At 64.9% G+C, this 14,000-nt stretch carries 12 protein-coding genes; 4 read left to right on the forward strand and 8 right to left on the reverse strand.

The window, feature by feature from the left end:
* Positions 1-39 precede the first annotated feature (39 nt).
* A complete protein-coding gene (locus tag DPM35_RS09390; RefSeq protein WP_112126965.1) occupies positions 40-1,833 on the forward strand; it encodes an alpha,alpha-trehalose-phosphate synthase (UDP-forming) in 1,794 nt (597 codons plus the stop codon).
* Positions 1,830-2,612: a trehalose-phosphatase gene (gene otsB, locus DPM35_RS09395; RefSeq protein WP_112126966.1), complete on the forward strand. Its 783-nt coding sequence runs from the start codon at positions 1,830-1,832 to the stop codon at positions 2,610-2,612. Before DPM35_RS09390 ends, otsB begins: the two co-directional genes overlap by 4 nt.
* A gap of 20 nt (positions 2,613-2,632) precedes the next feature.
* Here the strand turns inward: otsB and DPM35_RS09400 are convergent, their stop codons facing one another.
* The 8 genes from DPM35_RS09400 to DPM35_RS09435 form a co-directional block, all read right to left on the reverse strand.
* Entirely contained in the window at positions 2,633-3,370 is a 738-nt protein-coding gene (locus DPM35_RS09400; RefSeq protein ID WP_112126967.1) for an ATP-binding cassette domain-containing protein, read from the reverse strand.
* Positions 3,371-3,456: 86 nt separating this feature from the next.
* Positions 3,457-4,656 (reverse strand): alanine racemase, encoded by a 1,200-nt coding sequence (locus tag DPM35_RS09405; RefSeq protein ID WP_112126968.1) that lies wholly within the window; start codon positions 4,654-4,656, stop codon positions 3,457-3,459.
* 12 nt (positions 4,657-4,668) lie between these two features.
* Positions 4,669-5,640, reverse strand: a complete 972-nt coding sequence (locus DPM35_RS09410; protein WP_112126969.1) for an ABC transporter permease — start codon at positions 5,638-5,640, stop codon at positions 4,669-4,671.
* 43 nt (positions 5,641-5,683) lie between these two features.
* Complete coding sequence (locus DPM35_RS09415) at positions 5,684-6,745, reverse strand: substrate-binding domain-containing protein (RefSeq protein ID WP_112126970.1); 1,062 nt, start codon at positions 6,743-6,745, stop codon at positions 5,684-5,686.
* A 64-nt stretch (positions 6,746-6,809) separates the two neighbouring features.
* Positions 6,810-7,871, reverse strand: a complete 1,062-nt coding sequence (locus tag DPM35_RS09420) for a substrate-binding domain-containing protein (protein WP_112126971.1) — start codon at positions 7,869-7,871, stop codon at positions 6,810-6,812.
* A 35-nt stretch (positions 7,872-7,906) separates the two neighbouring features.
* The gene (locus DPM35_RS09425) at positions 7,907-9,160 is read right to left on the reverse strand and encodes a M20 family metallopeptidase (RefSeq protein WP_112126972.1); all 1,254 of its coding nucleotides are present in this window, start codon (positions 9,158-9,160) and stop codon (positions 7,907-7,909) included.
* Complete coding sequence (locus DPM35_RS09430) at positions 9,157-10,371, reverse strand: ROK family transcriptional regulator (protein WP_112126973.1); 1,215 nt, start codon at positions 10,369-10,371, stop codon at positions 9,157-9,159. Before DPM35_RS09430 ends, DPM35_RS09425 begins: the two co-directional genes overlap by 4 nt.
* Positions 10,372-10,611: 240 nt before the next feature.
* Positions 10,612-11,643, reverse strand: coding sequence for a hydroxyacid dehydrogenase (locus DPM35_RS09435; RefSeq protein ID WP_112126974.1), 1,032 nt, complete (start codon positions 11,641-11,643; stop codon positions 10,612-10,614).
* Positions 11,644-11,790: 147 nt separating this feature from the next.
* Between DPM35_RS09435 and DPM35_RS09440 the strand changes: the two genes are divergently transcribed.
* Both DPM35_RS09440 and DPM35_RS09445 read left to right on the forward strand, forming a co-directional pair.
* Complete coding sequence (locus tag DPM35_RS09440; protein ID WP_112126975.1) at positions 11,791-12,852, forward strand: LacI family DNA-binding transcriptional regulator; 1,062 nt, start codon at positions 11,791-11,793, stop codon at positions 12,850-12,852.
* A 77-nt stretch (positions 12,853-12,929) separates the two neighbouring features.
* Positions 12,930-13,919 carry a sugar ABC transporter substrate-binding protein gene (locus DPM35_RS09445; RefSeq protein ID WP_245431481.1) on the forward strand — a complete coding sequence of 330 codons (990 nt, stop codon included), beginning with the start codon at positions 12,930-12,932 and terminating at the stop codon, positions 13,917-13,919.
* Positions 13,920-14,000: the final 81 nt, after the last annotated feature.

Consider the following 14,000-nt stretch of genomic DNA (forward strand, 5'->3'; position numbering starts at 1 on the left):
AAACAATGAACGGACGGCCGGAGGCAACCTGGCACTTCAATGACACAATACGGCGTCGACCTGCTACTGGTCCTTATTCTCGCAAGCCTTGGACTGTCCGCACTAGCGATTTTCATTTCGATATCTCGGTACCGTCGCAATCATCCAAGAGCGTTGGCTGTGCCGGCTTCCGGCGACGACTCCGCCACCGAAGGCGCGCGCAAGGTGCTGCGCGAATTCGAGAAGAACGGACAGTCGGTCGATGCGGCTCTCGTTAGCTGGTCGCCCGATACCCTGCGCAAGATCCTTGCCGAGGACCTGCCGGATGCGCAGGTCATCGTGGTCTCCAATCGCGAGCCGTATATCCACAACGAGACCAATGACGGCGAGGTCGAATTGGTGGTGCCGGCGAGCGGCCTGGTTTCCGCGCTGGAGCCGATAACACGCGCCTGCGCGGGCACCTGGATCGCCTATGGCGGTGGCAGCGCCGACCGGACGGTGGTCGACGAACACGACCGCGTGCAGGTGCCGCCTGGCCATCCCTCCTACACGCTGCGTCGTGTCTGGTTGAGCGACGAGGAATATCAAGGCTACTATCTCGGCTTTGCCAATGAAGGCTTGTGGCCGCTCTGCCATATCGCCTTCACACGGCCGATTTTTCGCGAGTCGGACTGGGAGGCCTATGAAGCCGTCAACCGCAAGTTTGCCGACACGGTGGTTGCCGAGGCTCGCAACGAGCGACCGATCGTGCTTGTCCAGGACTATCACTTCGCGCTTCTGCCGCGCATGATCCGCGAGCGTCTGCCCGAGGCGATCGTCATCACCTTCTGGCATATCCCCTGGCCGAATTCGGAAGTGTTCAGCATCTGCCCGTGGCGCGAGCGCATACTGGACGGCTTGCTCGGCAGCTCGATCGTCGGCTTCCACACCCAGTTCCATGCCAACAACTTCACCGAGAGCGTCGACCGCTTCATGGAAAGCCGTATCGAGCGTGCCGATGCCGCCATTTCCTATGGCGGCCAGGTGACGCTGGTGCATTCCTATCCGATCTCGATCGAATGGCCGGTCGAGCTCTTGAAATCCTTGCCCAGTGTCGAGGAATGCCGGGTACGCGTTCGCAAACGGTTCAGGATTCCAGCCAGCGCCAAGCTGTGCGTCGGCGTCGAGCGTCTCGACTACACCAAGGGCATCCTCGATCGCTTCCACGCGCTGGAGGAGCTGTTCATCCGTCATCCGGAAATGGTGGGCAACGTTGTGTTCCTGCAGATCGCGGCGCCTAGCCGGGGCACGCTGCCGGCATACAAGCATCTGCATGAGGAATGCCTGCGCTGTGCCGAGGAGATCAACCAGCGCTATGGCAGCGAGTCCTATCGGCCGGTCGTCATGGTGGCAGAGCACCATTCGCAAGCCGCGGTCTATGAACTCTATCGCGCCGCCGACATCTGCCTTGTCACCAGCCTGCATGACGGCATGAACCTGGTCGCCAAGGAGTTCGTCGCGTCGCGCGACGACGAGCAGGGCGTGCTTTTGCTCAGCACCTTCGCCGGTGCCTCGCGCGAGTTGCTGGAGGCTCTGATCGTCAACCCTTACGATGCGGCGATGATGAGCGAGGCGATGCTGCAGGCGCTGACCATGGGGCCGGACGAGCAGCATGAGCGCATGCGGCGCATGCGCGAGATCGTGCGCGACAACAATGTCTATCGCTGGGCCGGCAGCATGCTGCTCGACGCGGCGCGGCTGAGGAAGCGGGGCGACCTGGATCGGGTCACGGCCTTATACGAGCGGCCCACAGGCCTCACCGGAGACAATGTCGTTTCCATGTTCGAACGCAAACAGGCAGTCGGATTCCGATGAACATCCAGGCAGACCTCACCCCGCCGCTTCCAGAAGGCCGGTGGGCGCTTTTCCTCGACATCGACGGCACTTTGCTGGAGCACGCGGCGCATCCCGACGCCGTCTTGGTCAGCGAGGAATTGCGCGTTCTTCTGCAGACAATCGAGCGGCGGTTGGACGGTGCGCTCGCCTTCATCACCGGGCGCTCGATCGCGGCCGTCGACCATCTGTTCGCCCCCTTGAAACTCCGGATTGCCGGCCTCTACGGGCTGGAGCACCGACTTGTGCCGGACGGACCGATCGAGGCCGCCGACGAGCCGGCGGATATGGCCGCACTTGCCGACGAGATCGAACTGGAGTTGGCAAGCCAGGCCGTCTATGTCGAACGCAAGGGGCCGGTGCTCGCGATCCATACGAGAGCAGCGCCGCAGCTTCTGGCGCGGGCGACGGAGCTGGTCGAGGCTGCGCTTGAGCGCCTGCCGAAGGGCTACCGCGTGATCGCCGGCAATGCGGGGGTCGAGCTGATGCCGCTCGAAGCCGCCAAGGGCGCCGCGATCCGGCGGTTCATGCAGCTCGATCCTTTCACCGGCAGGCGTCCGGTGTTCCTCGGCGACGATACGTCCGACGAGAACGGCTTCGAGACGGTCAATGCCGCGGGCGGAATCTCGATCCGCGTCAAGCCGCAGGGCGAGACGGCGGCCCGCTTCGCAATTGAAGATGTCGCCAGCGCGATCGCCTGGCTCGAAGCCAATTTCGTCGAGCCTGCCGCGCAGGCGTCCAGCCGCAATCTCGTTGCCTAGACCGGCCAGCTGCTCCACAGCTACTGCTGCTGCAGGCCCGTGATCATGGCGATGATCTCGTTCTTGTCGGTCTTTTTGGTCTCGCGCACGCCGATCTGCTTGCCGCGCCTCAGGACGCAGATGCGGTCCGACAGCTTGAACACCTGGTCGAGGCTGTGGCTGATGATCAGGATGCCGACATTACGCTGCTCGAGCGACTGAACGATCGCTTCCACCTTGGCCGTCTCGGCGACGCCGAGCGCGGCTGTCGGCTCGTCGAGCAGGATCAGCTTGCTTGCCCAGTGCGTCGCCCTGGCGATCGCGACTCCCTGGCGCTGACCGCCGGAAAGGTCGCGGATGGTGGCGTGCGCGGAAGGGATGCGCACGTCGAGCTCCTTCACCAGCTTCTCCGTCTCGTCGATCATGCGGCGGCGGTCGAGCAGGCCGAAGCGGTTCAGCGGCTCTCGGCCGAGGAACATGTTCATGTAGACCGTCTGCTGGTCGGCCAAAGCGAGATCCTGGTAGACCACCTCAATGCCGTGCGCGCGCCCCATCGTCGCGTTCGACATCGTCACCGGCTTGCCCTCGATCGTGATCGTGCCCGAGGAGGGTGGGTGCACGCCGGAAATGATCTTGACCAGCGTCGATTTGCCGGCGCCGTTGTCGCCGACAAGCGCGACGATCTCGCCAGGAAAGACCTCGAGCGAGAAATTCTCGATCGCGGTGAGGCCGCCGAAATTTTTGCGGATGTCCTGAAGCTGCAGGATGGGGGCGCTCATCGCATTCTCCTTCGTTGGAGCATGGTCTTGTCCGAAAACCGGTTCCCACTTTTCGCTGACGCGGTCCTTCGGTTCGGGATCATGCTCTAAACCGGCCAGGCATAGGCTTCGCCGAACCCGTTCTCGATCGTTTCAACCACTGGCTTGCCCTTCGAGATGCCGGAGACGCCGACGACATAGGCGCGGGTGACGAAGGCCTGGCCGCGGAAACCGAAGACGGCGCTGTCGCCGGGCCTCGGCACGCCGGCACCGGACGCGTCGATCATGGCGTAGTAGTCGATCGCCGAAGGTGGCGGCACTTCGACGCTTTTGAGCGCCGACGCGGCGGTGGTCGGCTCGGCCGAGACGATCGCCTTGACGTCGTAGTCCGGGAAGATCGGATCGATATAGAAGCCGCCGCCGAAGCAGTAGGCCTTGCCGCCAGACAGATGCGACACTTCGGTGAGATAGAGCACGGCAGGCAGTTCCGGCAGGTCTTCCATGACATGCAGCGCCGTGGTGCCGTGCAGACCGTTGCCGGGTTCGCACTGCGTGGCGCCGGCTTCCGCCAGCGCGGCCAGCATGACGCTCGACGTGGTGCCCGGCGCGTTGATCTCGATCTCCTTGCGGCCGGCCTTGGCAAGCGCCTCGGCGGCCTTGCTCAGCGTCGCCAGATTGGGTGTCGGCAACAGCTTTCGCGCGGCATGGTCGAAGAGCAGGGCAGGGAAGGTGGTGATGCCGGCGAAGCGGCCGCCTGGAACGGCGTCGAGCCGGTCGGCGACGGCGACAATTTCGCGGGCGTCGAAGCCGCCTTCATGGCCGCGGTAGAAAATGTCGCCCTCGGCGGCGATACGGGCCAGCAGGTCCTGGACATAGCCGGCCGCCTTGGCGCCCATGCCCGCTTCCTCGGCCTTGGTGTCGTTGAAGACGGTCCAGTAGTCCGGCTTGAAGGTCCTCGCCGCCGCGTCCGCCTCGAATTTCGCGATCTGCTGCAGATGGCCGAGATGGCCAAGCTTCATGCCGGCCTTGTGGGTGGCGCGCGCGCAGGCCATGTCGACGGCGACAGCGCGTTCGATGCCGCCGCGCATCACCGCCTTGCAGAAGGAACTGGACCGCCCGACCTGCTTGGTCATGGCGAAGATCTTCAAGCCGAGCCGATCGGCTTCCTGTTTGAGGATCTTTGCATTGTGCTCGACCGTATCGAGATCGAGCACATAGGCGTTGGCCGGCAGCTTGCCCTGCTGGTGAAGGCCGATCGCCGCTTCGATGAAGGCGGGGTTGCGGCGGCGCAGAACGTCGAGAAACATGGGATGATTCCTTCAGCGGGATTTGTCGCGCAGCGACACGGCGACGGCGGTGAGGATGATCAGGCCGCGCACGATCATCTGGTCGGAGACCGAAAGGCCCATCAGGATCAGCCCGTTGTTCAGCATGCCCATCATCAGCGAGCCGACGAGGGCGCCGACAATCGAGCCCTTGCCGCCATTGAGCAGTGTGCCGCCGACGATGACGGCGGCGATGACCGTCATCAGATCCGTTTCACCAAGCGTGTATTTCGCCGCCTGCAGGCGGCCGGCATAGAGCAGACCCGCAAGCCCCGCGAGACCGCCGCTGATGGTGAGCACGGCGAGCCTGATCTTGGGCACGCTGATGCCCGAAACGCTCGCCGCGCGGGCATTGTCGCCGGTCGCCAGCACATGCGCGCCGAAGCGCGTCTCGCGGTAGATGAGGTGGCCGACGGCGATGGCAATCACCGTCCACCAGATCAGCGACGGCACGCCGAGCAGCGAGCCCGAACCGAAGAAGCCGGTGAAGGCCTCGTTGGTGACCGAGATCGAACGCAGGTCGGTCATCGAGCGCGAGACACCGGCAAACAGACCCATGGTCGCCAGCGTCACCAGGAAGGACGGCAGCCTGACATAGGCGACCAGCGCGCCGTTGATGAGGCCGATCAGGATGCCGGCGCCCAGGCCGGCGACGATGCCTGCCGCCATCCCATAGGAGGCGATGGTGACGGCGGCGGTGAGCGCCGATACCGCCACGATCGAGCCGATCGAAAGGTCGATCTCGCCGGCCGACATGACGAAGACGAGGCCGATCGCCATGATCGTCACCGGCGCCGTCTGCAGCACGATGTTGGAGAGGTTGCGGACGGTGAGGAAGCCACTGTCCCGCAACATGAAGGCGAAGAACAGGAAGATCGCCAGGAAGCCGAGATAGACGACATATTGCTGCAGATTGAAGCGGCTTGCGAAGCTGCCCACCTCGGTGCCGGTGTTGGCGCTGGTCATGTTCGATCTCCGATGGTTTGCGCTTCGCAGCCTGCCATGCTGTTTACTTCATGGCGTCCGCGATGGTCGCGGGCACGTCCTTGTTGAGCGACTTCTTCCAGCCGTCCTTCACCGTGTCCTTGGTGACGGCGATGGAATCGACCGCGTAGAAAGGCTCGGCCTTCAGGCCGACCAGGGAACCCGCCGAGGCGCGGGCCAGCGTCACGCCGATCGAGTAGGCCTCGTCGGCGACAAGCGCCGCGATGTTGCCGCCTTTGACCATGTCGAGCGCGGCCGGTTCGTTGAGGTCGAGCGTGACGATCTTGGTGTGCGTGTTGCCGGCGGCGCGCAGCGTGGAGAGCACGCTGAGAGCCGGCTCGGCCCAGGTGACATAGATGCCGTCGAGGTCCGGGTGCTGGGTGATCATCGCCTGCGCGATATCCTCTGAGCGCGCCGGGTCGGCCATGCCGGCCTCGGCGGCGATCTTCATGTCGGGATAGTCCTGCTCGATGGTCTTCTTGAAGGCGCCGTCACGCTGGTTGGTGACGTAGAAGTCGGCGTCGTGGAAGATGTAGCCGACCTTGCCCTTCTTGCCGAGCGCTTCGGCCATGGCGATGCCGGCCTTGTTGCCCATCTGGAAGAGGTCGTCGGAGACGATGGCGACGTAATCCGTGCCCTGCTTGTAGCCGGCCGGGCAATTGTCGACGAAGCCGAGCTTGACGCCGGCCTGGCGCGCCGGGTCGTAGACGGAGGCCGCGGTCGCAGGGTCGACCGGAAGCGACAGGATGATCGACGGCTTCTTGGCCATTACCGTCTCGACATCGGCCTTCTGGCGGGCGGCGTCGAAGCCGGCGTCGGTCTGCGCCACCACCTCGATGCCGAGACGCTTGAATTCGTCACGCGCCCCCGCGTTGACGGCGTTGGTGTATTCGCTCATCTCGTGCCAGACGAGAGCCGCGGTGAACTTGCCATCCTTGATCTGCTGCTCCTGCGCCGCTGTCAGCGTGAGCGAGGCCGCTGGAACCGGCTTCTCACCGTTCGGGCCCGTGGTGACGCCTTCGGCGGCGAAGGCATGGGCGGCGCATAGGCTCGCCAATACAGTGATGATGCTCAATGCTTTGCGCATATCCGTTCCCCTTTTTGTTCAATAAGAGAGTTCCGGCCCGGCAAGCCGGGCCGGAACCTCGGCTTCACTTCGCCGCGTCGAGCACCGACTGCGGCGCGTCGCGGTTGAGTGAATCCTTCCAGCCCTGGGAGACGTTCTCCTTGGTCACCGTCAGCGCCGGCGCGACGACGAAGGCGGGCGTCTGCTGGCCAAGCAGCGACTTGATGCCGGAGGCGGCCATGGCGCGGCCGAGCTCATAGGCCTTGTCGGCCACAAGTGCGGCGACGTTGCCGCCCTTGACCATGTCGAGCGCGACCGGCTCGGCAAGGTCGAGTGTGACGATCTTGGTGTGGGTGTTGCCGGCGCCGCGCAGCGCTGAAAGCACGCCGTCGGCCGGCTCGGCCCAGGTCACGTAGATGCCGTCGAGATCGGGATGCTGCAGCAGCATGGCATTGGCCAGTTCCTCGGCCCGGGCCGGGTCGGATATGCCCTGTTCGGCGACGATCTTGATGTCGGGATAGTCCTTCTCGATGGTCTTCTTGAAGGACTGGTCGCGCTGGTTGGTGACGTAGTAGTTGGCATCGTGGAAGATATAGCCCACCTTGCCCTTGCCACCGATGGCCTTGGCCATCGCGTCGGCCGCCTGCTTGCCCATCTGGTAGAGATCGTCGGTGACGATCGAGGCATAGTCTGTGCCTTGCTTGTAGTCCTTGGGCAGGTTCGACAGGAACACCAGCTTGACACCGTCCTTGACCGCCTGGCGGAACGCTTCGGCGGAGGTGACCGGGTCGAGCGGCAATGCCAGGATGACGTTCGGCTTGGCGGCTAAGGCGGTTTCGATGTCGCTGCGCTGGCGGGCGGCGTCGAACTGCGCGTCGGTCTTGACCGCGATCGAGATGCCGGCGCGGGCGAACTCGTCGGTGGCGCCCGCGGTCACCGCATTGGTGAAGTCGGAAGAGGTGTGCCACAGAAGGGCTGCCTTGTAGCCCTTGTCCTTCAGCGCCGCGATGTCGGCGTCGCTCAACGTCAGGCTGGAGCTCGGGGTGGCGGTCTCGCCCTGCGGTCCGACCGTCTGCGCGTGAGCCGCGCCGTAGGCGAGCATCAATCCGCCGGCCAAGGCGGCGGCAATCCATTTCTTCATCAGCATGTTTTTAGTCTCCCATTTTCTGCTTCGTTGGTCGTTCAGTCGGCCACGCCGCAATAGCGGGCCATGAAGGCTGCGAAGCCGACGATGCCGGCGAGGTATTCCTCGACATCGACGTGCTCCTCGAAAGTGTGGCAGTTGCGGATATCGCCCGGCGCGCAATAGACGGTGGGGATGCCGAGCCGGTTGACGAAGAACGACGATTCCGACCAGAAGGGCGCGCCCTCGATCACGCCGCGGCCGCCCATGGCACCCGCCATCGATTGCGAAAGCATGGCGACTTCGGCGCGTGTCTCGTCGATCTCGGCGGCGGTGCCGCCCAGCCTGTGATCGCGTCCGGCCGGATAGCAAAACTCCACCGTGATCTCGGAATCGGTGATGGCGCCGCGCACCGCGGCCTCGATCTCCGCGGCCGCCGTGTCGAGGTCCTCGCCCGGCAGGAGCTTGCGGATCAGCGACAGCGTGCACCGCTCGGGCACGGCGATGTAGCCGCCGCCGGTGAGGCCGGTGATCAGCAGGAAGCCGCGCCCGGTGAGCTTGTGCTCGGCGCGGGCGGCCACCTCATCCGAGTGCTTCCACAGCGCCGTCATGGCGGCATGAGCGGCGCGCAACGCGTCCTTGCCGAGCTCCGGCACGCCGAAATAGGCCGACTTGCCGGTGATCGTGATGTCGGTGATGAAGAAGCCGATCTGCGCGGCGTAGACGGCGAGCCGCGTCGGCTCGACATAGACGGTGAAATCGGGCGCCGGGACCTCGCCAGCCTCGATGCGGCCGACGAAATGCTTGATGCCGGCGGAGACGCCGGTGCCGGGCTGGCCGCTCTCCTCGTCGCCGACGAAAGCGAAGGCCACATCTCCCTTGAGGCGGATGCCGGCCTTGTCGAGCAACGAGAGCGCCGCCAGGGAAGCGGTGATGCCGGCCTTTAAATCGCCGGAGCCGCGGCCCCAGACCGCCCCGTCGATGATGGGTCCGGCGAACGGGTCTTCCCGCTCGGTCCCGGCCCAGTGCTCGCGCCAGCCGTCGACATGGACGGTGTCGGTGTGGCCGATGAAGAGCAGGCGCTTGCCATCGCCGGCACCCTTGCGCTCGCCCCAGATGTTCGGCCTGCCGGGCAGGAAGTCCGCGCGGCTCAGGCCGCTCAGCCGCAGCTCGCGCATTTTCGTTTCGAGGAAGTCGACGACATTCGCTTCGTTGCCGGTGATGCTTTCGCGGCCGATGGCGCCCCTGAACAGCGCCAGCGCCTTGTCGTGATCGAGAGCGGCTCGCAGCCTGGTCACGATATCTGCGGTCACAGCACGACCTCCTTCAAGGCAGCCGCCTGGGCGGTGGGAAGCGAAATGCGGCCGTCCGGCGCGTCGACGCCGAACAGCGTGTTGTGCAACTGGCCGAGACCGATGGCGGCCGCGCCGATCAGCGCGGCGCGCGCGCCCAACTCGCCGGCCTCGACGGTAACGGGGTAGGGGAAGCACAGCGGCATCAGGGCCTTGACGCGCGAGAGGATCTCCGGCCTGAGGCCGATCGAGCCGCCAAGTATGACCTTTTCGGGATTGGCGACGGCGGCGATCGCCGCAATGCCCTGCGCCAGATAACGCGCCGTTTCATCGAGCACGGCAAGCGCTCCCTTGTCGCCGGCTGCCGCATTCTCGAAGATTGCGGGAACCGCGACCTGGGTACCGGTCAGGGACCTGTAGCGTTCGGTTATCGCATGGGTCGCCACTGCTCGCTCGAATGCGCCGGTGCGCAGCGATTCCGCCGCGAACGGATCGGCGCCGATCGGCATGAAGCCGATTTCGCCCGCGGCATGGGTGGCGCCGCGCACCAGATGGCCGCCCAGCATCAGGCCGCTGCCGACGCCGGTGCCAAGCGCGATATAGGCGAGATTGTCGATGCCCTGGCCCTGGCCCAGCCAATTCTCGCCAAGCACGGCGAGATTGACGTCGTTCTCGATCATCACCGCGACGCCGAGCGCTTTTTCGAACGCGTCGAGGACATTCATGGCGTCGAAGCCGGCAATGTTGGGCGCAAGCAGGATGCGGCCGGTCGCGGGGTCGGGCGCGCCCGGCGCGCCGATCACGGCAAGGCGGATCTTCTTGCGCGGGATGCGCTCGCGGGCGGCGGCCTGGAAGGCAAGCGCCGCGATCTGGTCGATGACGAACTGGCCGCCGCGCGGATCGGTCGGCGTCGCTGCCTCCGCGAAAATCTGGCAGGCGAGGTCGGTCAGCGCCACCCGCACCTTGGTGCCGCCCAGGTCGACGGCAATGATGTAGGCGGCGTCGTGCACGAGCTCGTAGGTGACGGCGGTGCGCCCGACATGGCCGCTGGTGCGGCCGGTCTCCTGCACCCAGCCTTCCTGCTCGAGCCCGCGCACGATCTCGGAGATCGTCTGCTTCGACAGGCCGGTGAGCTTCGAGATCGAGGCGCGCGAGATCGGCCCACCCTGGACGATCGCCTCCATGACCGAGCGTTGGGAGAATTGGCGGGAGATACGCGGCAGGTCGCTCACATACGCCTCGATTAATTCGTTCTGTCACCGAACTTATTGACGGAACGACGCCTTGTCAACGATCACGTCGCATTTGTCGGAGACCGCAATCGCAAGGGGGGGTGGTTTACTCGGCTGCCAGCTGCCGCACCGAGTCGGCAACCGCGGCGAAATCAAGATCGCTCATAGTTCGGGCCGGCGGAAGCGAACGATCAAGCCGGTTCCGAACATGCGCGCGCTGGCCAGTGAGGCGAGCCAGCCTCAGTTCCTGTCGACCGGCTTGGAGCGCATGCGCGACACCGTCTCGCGTTCGGCACGCTTGGAGCGCAGCGGCGGCAGGCCGCGGTCGACGAGGTCCATGTCTTCCAGAACCATGTCGCCCATGCGCTTGAAGGCGATGTCGAGGGCGCCGGCGCGATGCGCCGAGCGCAGGAAGCCGGGGAGGGCGCGGACGGGATGGTCCTTGGCCAGCGGCTCTTCCGGAAAGACGTCGCTTGCGGCGACGATGTGGCCGCTCCTCACCGCTTGCATCAACGCGTCGAAATCGACGACGCCGGCGCGGCTGAGCAGGATGAAGGCGGCGCCCTTGCGCATTTTGGCAAAAGAGTCCGCGTCGAGGAAACCCTGGTTCTCGCTGGTGACGGAAGCGACGACAAAGACGAAATCGCTTTGCGACAGCACCTCGTCCAGCGAGGCCGGCTCGACACCATTGTCGACCAGGATCGACGGCGGCAGCCACGGATCGTAGACCCTGCTGCGGGTGCGGAAGCCGGTCAGCAGGCGGTTAAGGGCCCGGCCGAGGTCGCCGAAGCCGATGATGCCGACATCGGCGCCGGAGAGGAGCCGCGCCGTCTGGTTGCCGTCGCCGCCCCAGAGTTCCTTGCCCTGCCGGAAGGCAAGGTCGGCGTCGACGATGTTGCGGGCCAAATTGAGCGCCATGGCGAGGCCAAGCTCGGCCACCGGCTCGGCAAAAACCAACCCGGTGGTGACGACATGAATGCCGCGCGCGAACAGCGTCTCATAAGGCATGTTGTTGAGCAGGTTGGTCTCGACATTGAAGATGCAGCGCAGCGCTGTCATTTTCTGCAGCGTTTCCGAGGCGATGGGCGGCTGGCCAACGATGTAGCGCGCTTCGGCCAGCACATTCGCGGGCAACTTTGCGACGCCTTCCGGCGTTGTCTCGACGATGCGATATTTTTTGCGAAACAGCGCCAGTTGCGGCGGCGTGAAGATCAGGTCGAGCGTGCGCGGTTCCGGCGCGCTGATGACCAGCGGCAAGGCGTTGTCGGACATGTTTTCCTCCCGGGACGCGGTTGGATCGCGTCAATCGCATCTTTCCAGTCTTACTCCCGGTGAAACGATTTACAAGGACGAAAAATCGATTTATCGATTGGAGTAGCGAGGCAGTAAAACCAGCTGCCTGCCCTCGGGAGGAGGTCAATGGCGCAACAGGAGGCCAAGCAGCGGCGTGCGTCGATCCACGACGTGGCGAGCCATGCCGGCGTGTCCGCGGCCACGGTCTCCAAGGTGCTGGCAGGCGTCACCACGGTGAAGCCTGAAAACGCGCAGCGCGTCTTCGATGCCGTGGAACGCCTGGGCTATCGCGTCGATCCTTTGGCGTCCGACATGCGCCGCGCCAAGCGCCGCATCATCGGCGCCATCATGCCGGAATTCGAAAGTGAGTTCTTCGGCCAGATGGTCACCGAGCTGGAGGGCCTTGCCGAGCAGCGCGGCTACACGCTGGTCGCGGCGTCGAGCCGTGAATCGGAAGCGCGCGAAAAGGAGATCCTGGCCCGCATGCATGACTGGCGCGTTGCCGGCGTGGTACTGGCGCCTGTGCGCAACGAGCACGGGCCGGCGGCTGCTTTCATGAAAGCCAACGGCATGACCGGCGTGCTGATCGACCGCGTCTTGTCCGACGATGCTTTCGATACCGTTTCGGCCGACAGCGCCGCCGCCAGCGCCGAGGTTGCGCGGATGCTGGTCGGCAAGGGCCACAAGCACATCCTGATCATCGGCCTCGCCGAAGGCGCGGCAACCGTGCGTGCCCGCCTGGAGGGTTTTCGCGCCCAGGCGCTGGCGCTCGACCCGTCCATCCGCATCGACGTGATCACCTCGGAGGTCAGCGTCGAGCCGCTCAGATCGTCGCTGCGCGATTATTTCGGGCGAGGCGAGCGGCCGACCGCCGTCTATTCGCTGCTGCTCAAGGGCACGCTTGTGGCGCTGTCCGAATTCCGCCGGCGCGGTTGGCACTGCCCGGACGATATCTCGCTGGTCGGCTTCGACGACGCCGAATGGATGCAGGTGACATGGCCGGCGATCGCCGCCGTGGTGCAGCCGGTGCACCGGATCGCCAGCGAGGCGATGAACCTTTTGTTTCGCAGGGTCGAGGGCGCCATGGGACCGCCCACGGCACGGCTCGAACCCTGTCAGGTGTTGGAGCGGGAATCCGTTGGCTCGCCAGGCAGCGGCCCGCACTCCGGGGGAGGAGACCGACAATAGCCCCCATTGTCGACAACGGAAGGACGGTGCCGGCCTGGCCAAGGCATCCGGCACGTCAGATCAGAAGGAGGACTGGAATGACATCGCTTACCCTGAAGATAAATCGATTTACGCTCGCATTGGGCGTAGTTCTGGCGTTTTCGGTCATCGGCATCGCTAAAGCGGAGGATGGCGAATATGGCGTGCTGATGAAGACGCTGGCCAACCCGTTCTGGGGCGCGATGGCGCAGGGCGTCGCGGACGGCGCCAAGGAAGCCGGGGTGAAATATTTCCAGCAGGCGGCCGAGAGCGACCAGGCGGCCGAGCCGCAGCTTAACCTGTGCAACACGATGCTGGAGCGCAAGCCGGTGGCGATGATCACCGCCGCCATCAACTCGACCAATCTCCTGCCTTGTCTTAAGTCGGCGCAGGAGGCCGGCATCAAGATCGTCGACCTCGACAACAATCTTGATCAGGCGGTGCTCGACAAGGAAGGCGTCAAGGTCACCTTCCATATCGGCTCCGACAATATCGCCGCCGGCGCGCAGGGCGCGGAATATCTCGTCTCCAAGCTCGGCAAGGACGCCAAGGGTCCGGTGCTGGTGATCGAAGGCCTCTCCGGCAACATCACCGGCGAGAAGCGCGCCAAGGGCTTTGCCGACAAGCTGAAGGAACTGGCGCCGGGCCTCCAGATTGTCGCCTCGCTGCCGGGCGACTGGGATCGCGGCAAGGCCGCCTCGATCGCCACCGACACGCTGACCGCCCATCCCGATCTCGTCGCCATCTTCTGCGCCAATGACGGCATGGCACTCGGCGCAGTGGAGTCGGTTTACGCGGCCGGCAAGGGGCCGCAGGTGACGATCATCGGCGTCGACGGCAATGTCGATGCCGTGAAGTCGATCAAGGAAGGCCGGCTCAACGCTTCCGTCGCGCAGCTTCCCTATCTCGTCGGCAAGCAGGCGGTCGAGAACGTCAAGAAGGCGCTCGCCGGCGAGAAGGTCGAGGAAAGCATCGCCGTGCCGACGCTGGTGCTGACCAAGGACGTGATCGACGCCGGCAAGGAGCCGATGCTGCAGTATGTGAAGTGAGGGAATAGGCAGTAGGCAGTAGGGGAGGCGAGCGGTTCGCACCTCGGATCGCTCTGTTATTCAATACTGCCTAAGCCCTAC

Source organism: Mesorhizobium atlanticum (assembly GCF_003289965.1).
GTDB classification, from domain to species: Bacteria; Pseudomonadota; Alphaproteobacteria; order Rhizobiales; family Rhizobiaceae; genus Mesorhizobium; species Mesorhizobium atlanticum.

Bases quoted from the DNA above. Each gene is read 5' to 3' on its own strand.
- DPM35_RS09390 (WP_112126965.1), top strand. From the start codon at position 40: ATGACACAATACGGCGTCGACCTGCTACTGGTCCTTATTCTCGCAAGC.
- DPM35_RS09400 (WP_112126967.1), bottom strand. From the start codon at position 3,370: ATGAGCGCCCCCATCCTGCAGCTTCAGGACATCCGCAAAAATTTCGGC.
- DPM35_RS09440 (WP_112126975.1), top strand. From the start codon at position 11,791: ATGGCGCAACAGGAGGCCAAGCAGCGGCGTGCGTCGATCCACGACGTG.
- DPM35_RS09445 (WP_245431481.1), top strand. From the start codon at position 12,930: ATGACATCGCTTACCCTGAAGATAAATCGATTTACGCTCGCATTGGGC.
- otsB (WP_112126966.1), top strand. From the start codon at position 1,830: ATGAACATCCAGGCAGACCTCACCCCGCCGCTTCCAGAAGGCCGGTGG.
- DPM35_RS09415 (WP_112126970.1), bottom strand. From the start codon at position 6,745: ATGCGCAAAGCATTGAGCATCATCACTGTATTGGCGAGCCTATGCGCC.
- DPM35_RS09420 (WP_112126971.1), bottom strand. From the start codon at position 7,871: ATGCTGATGAAGAAATGGATTGCCGCCGCCTTGGCCGGCGGATTGATG.
- DPM35_RS09435 (WP_112126974.1), bottom strand. From the start codon at position 11,643: ATGTCCGACAACGCCTTGCCGCTGGTCATCAGCGCGCCGGAACCGCGC.
- DPM35_RS09405 (WP_112126968.1), bottom strand. From the start codon at position 4,656: ATGTTTCTCGACGTTCTGCGCCGCCGCAACCCCGCCTTCATCGAAGCG.
- DPM35_RS09410 (WP_112126969.1), bottom strand. From the start codon at position 5,640: ATGACCAGCGCCAACACCGGCACCGAGGTGGGCAGCTTCGCAAGCCGC.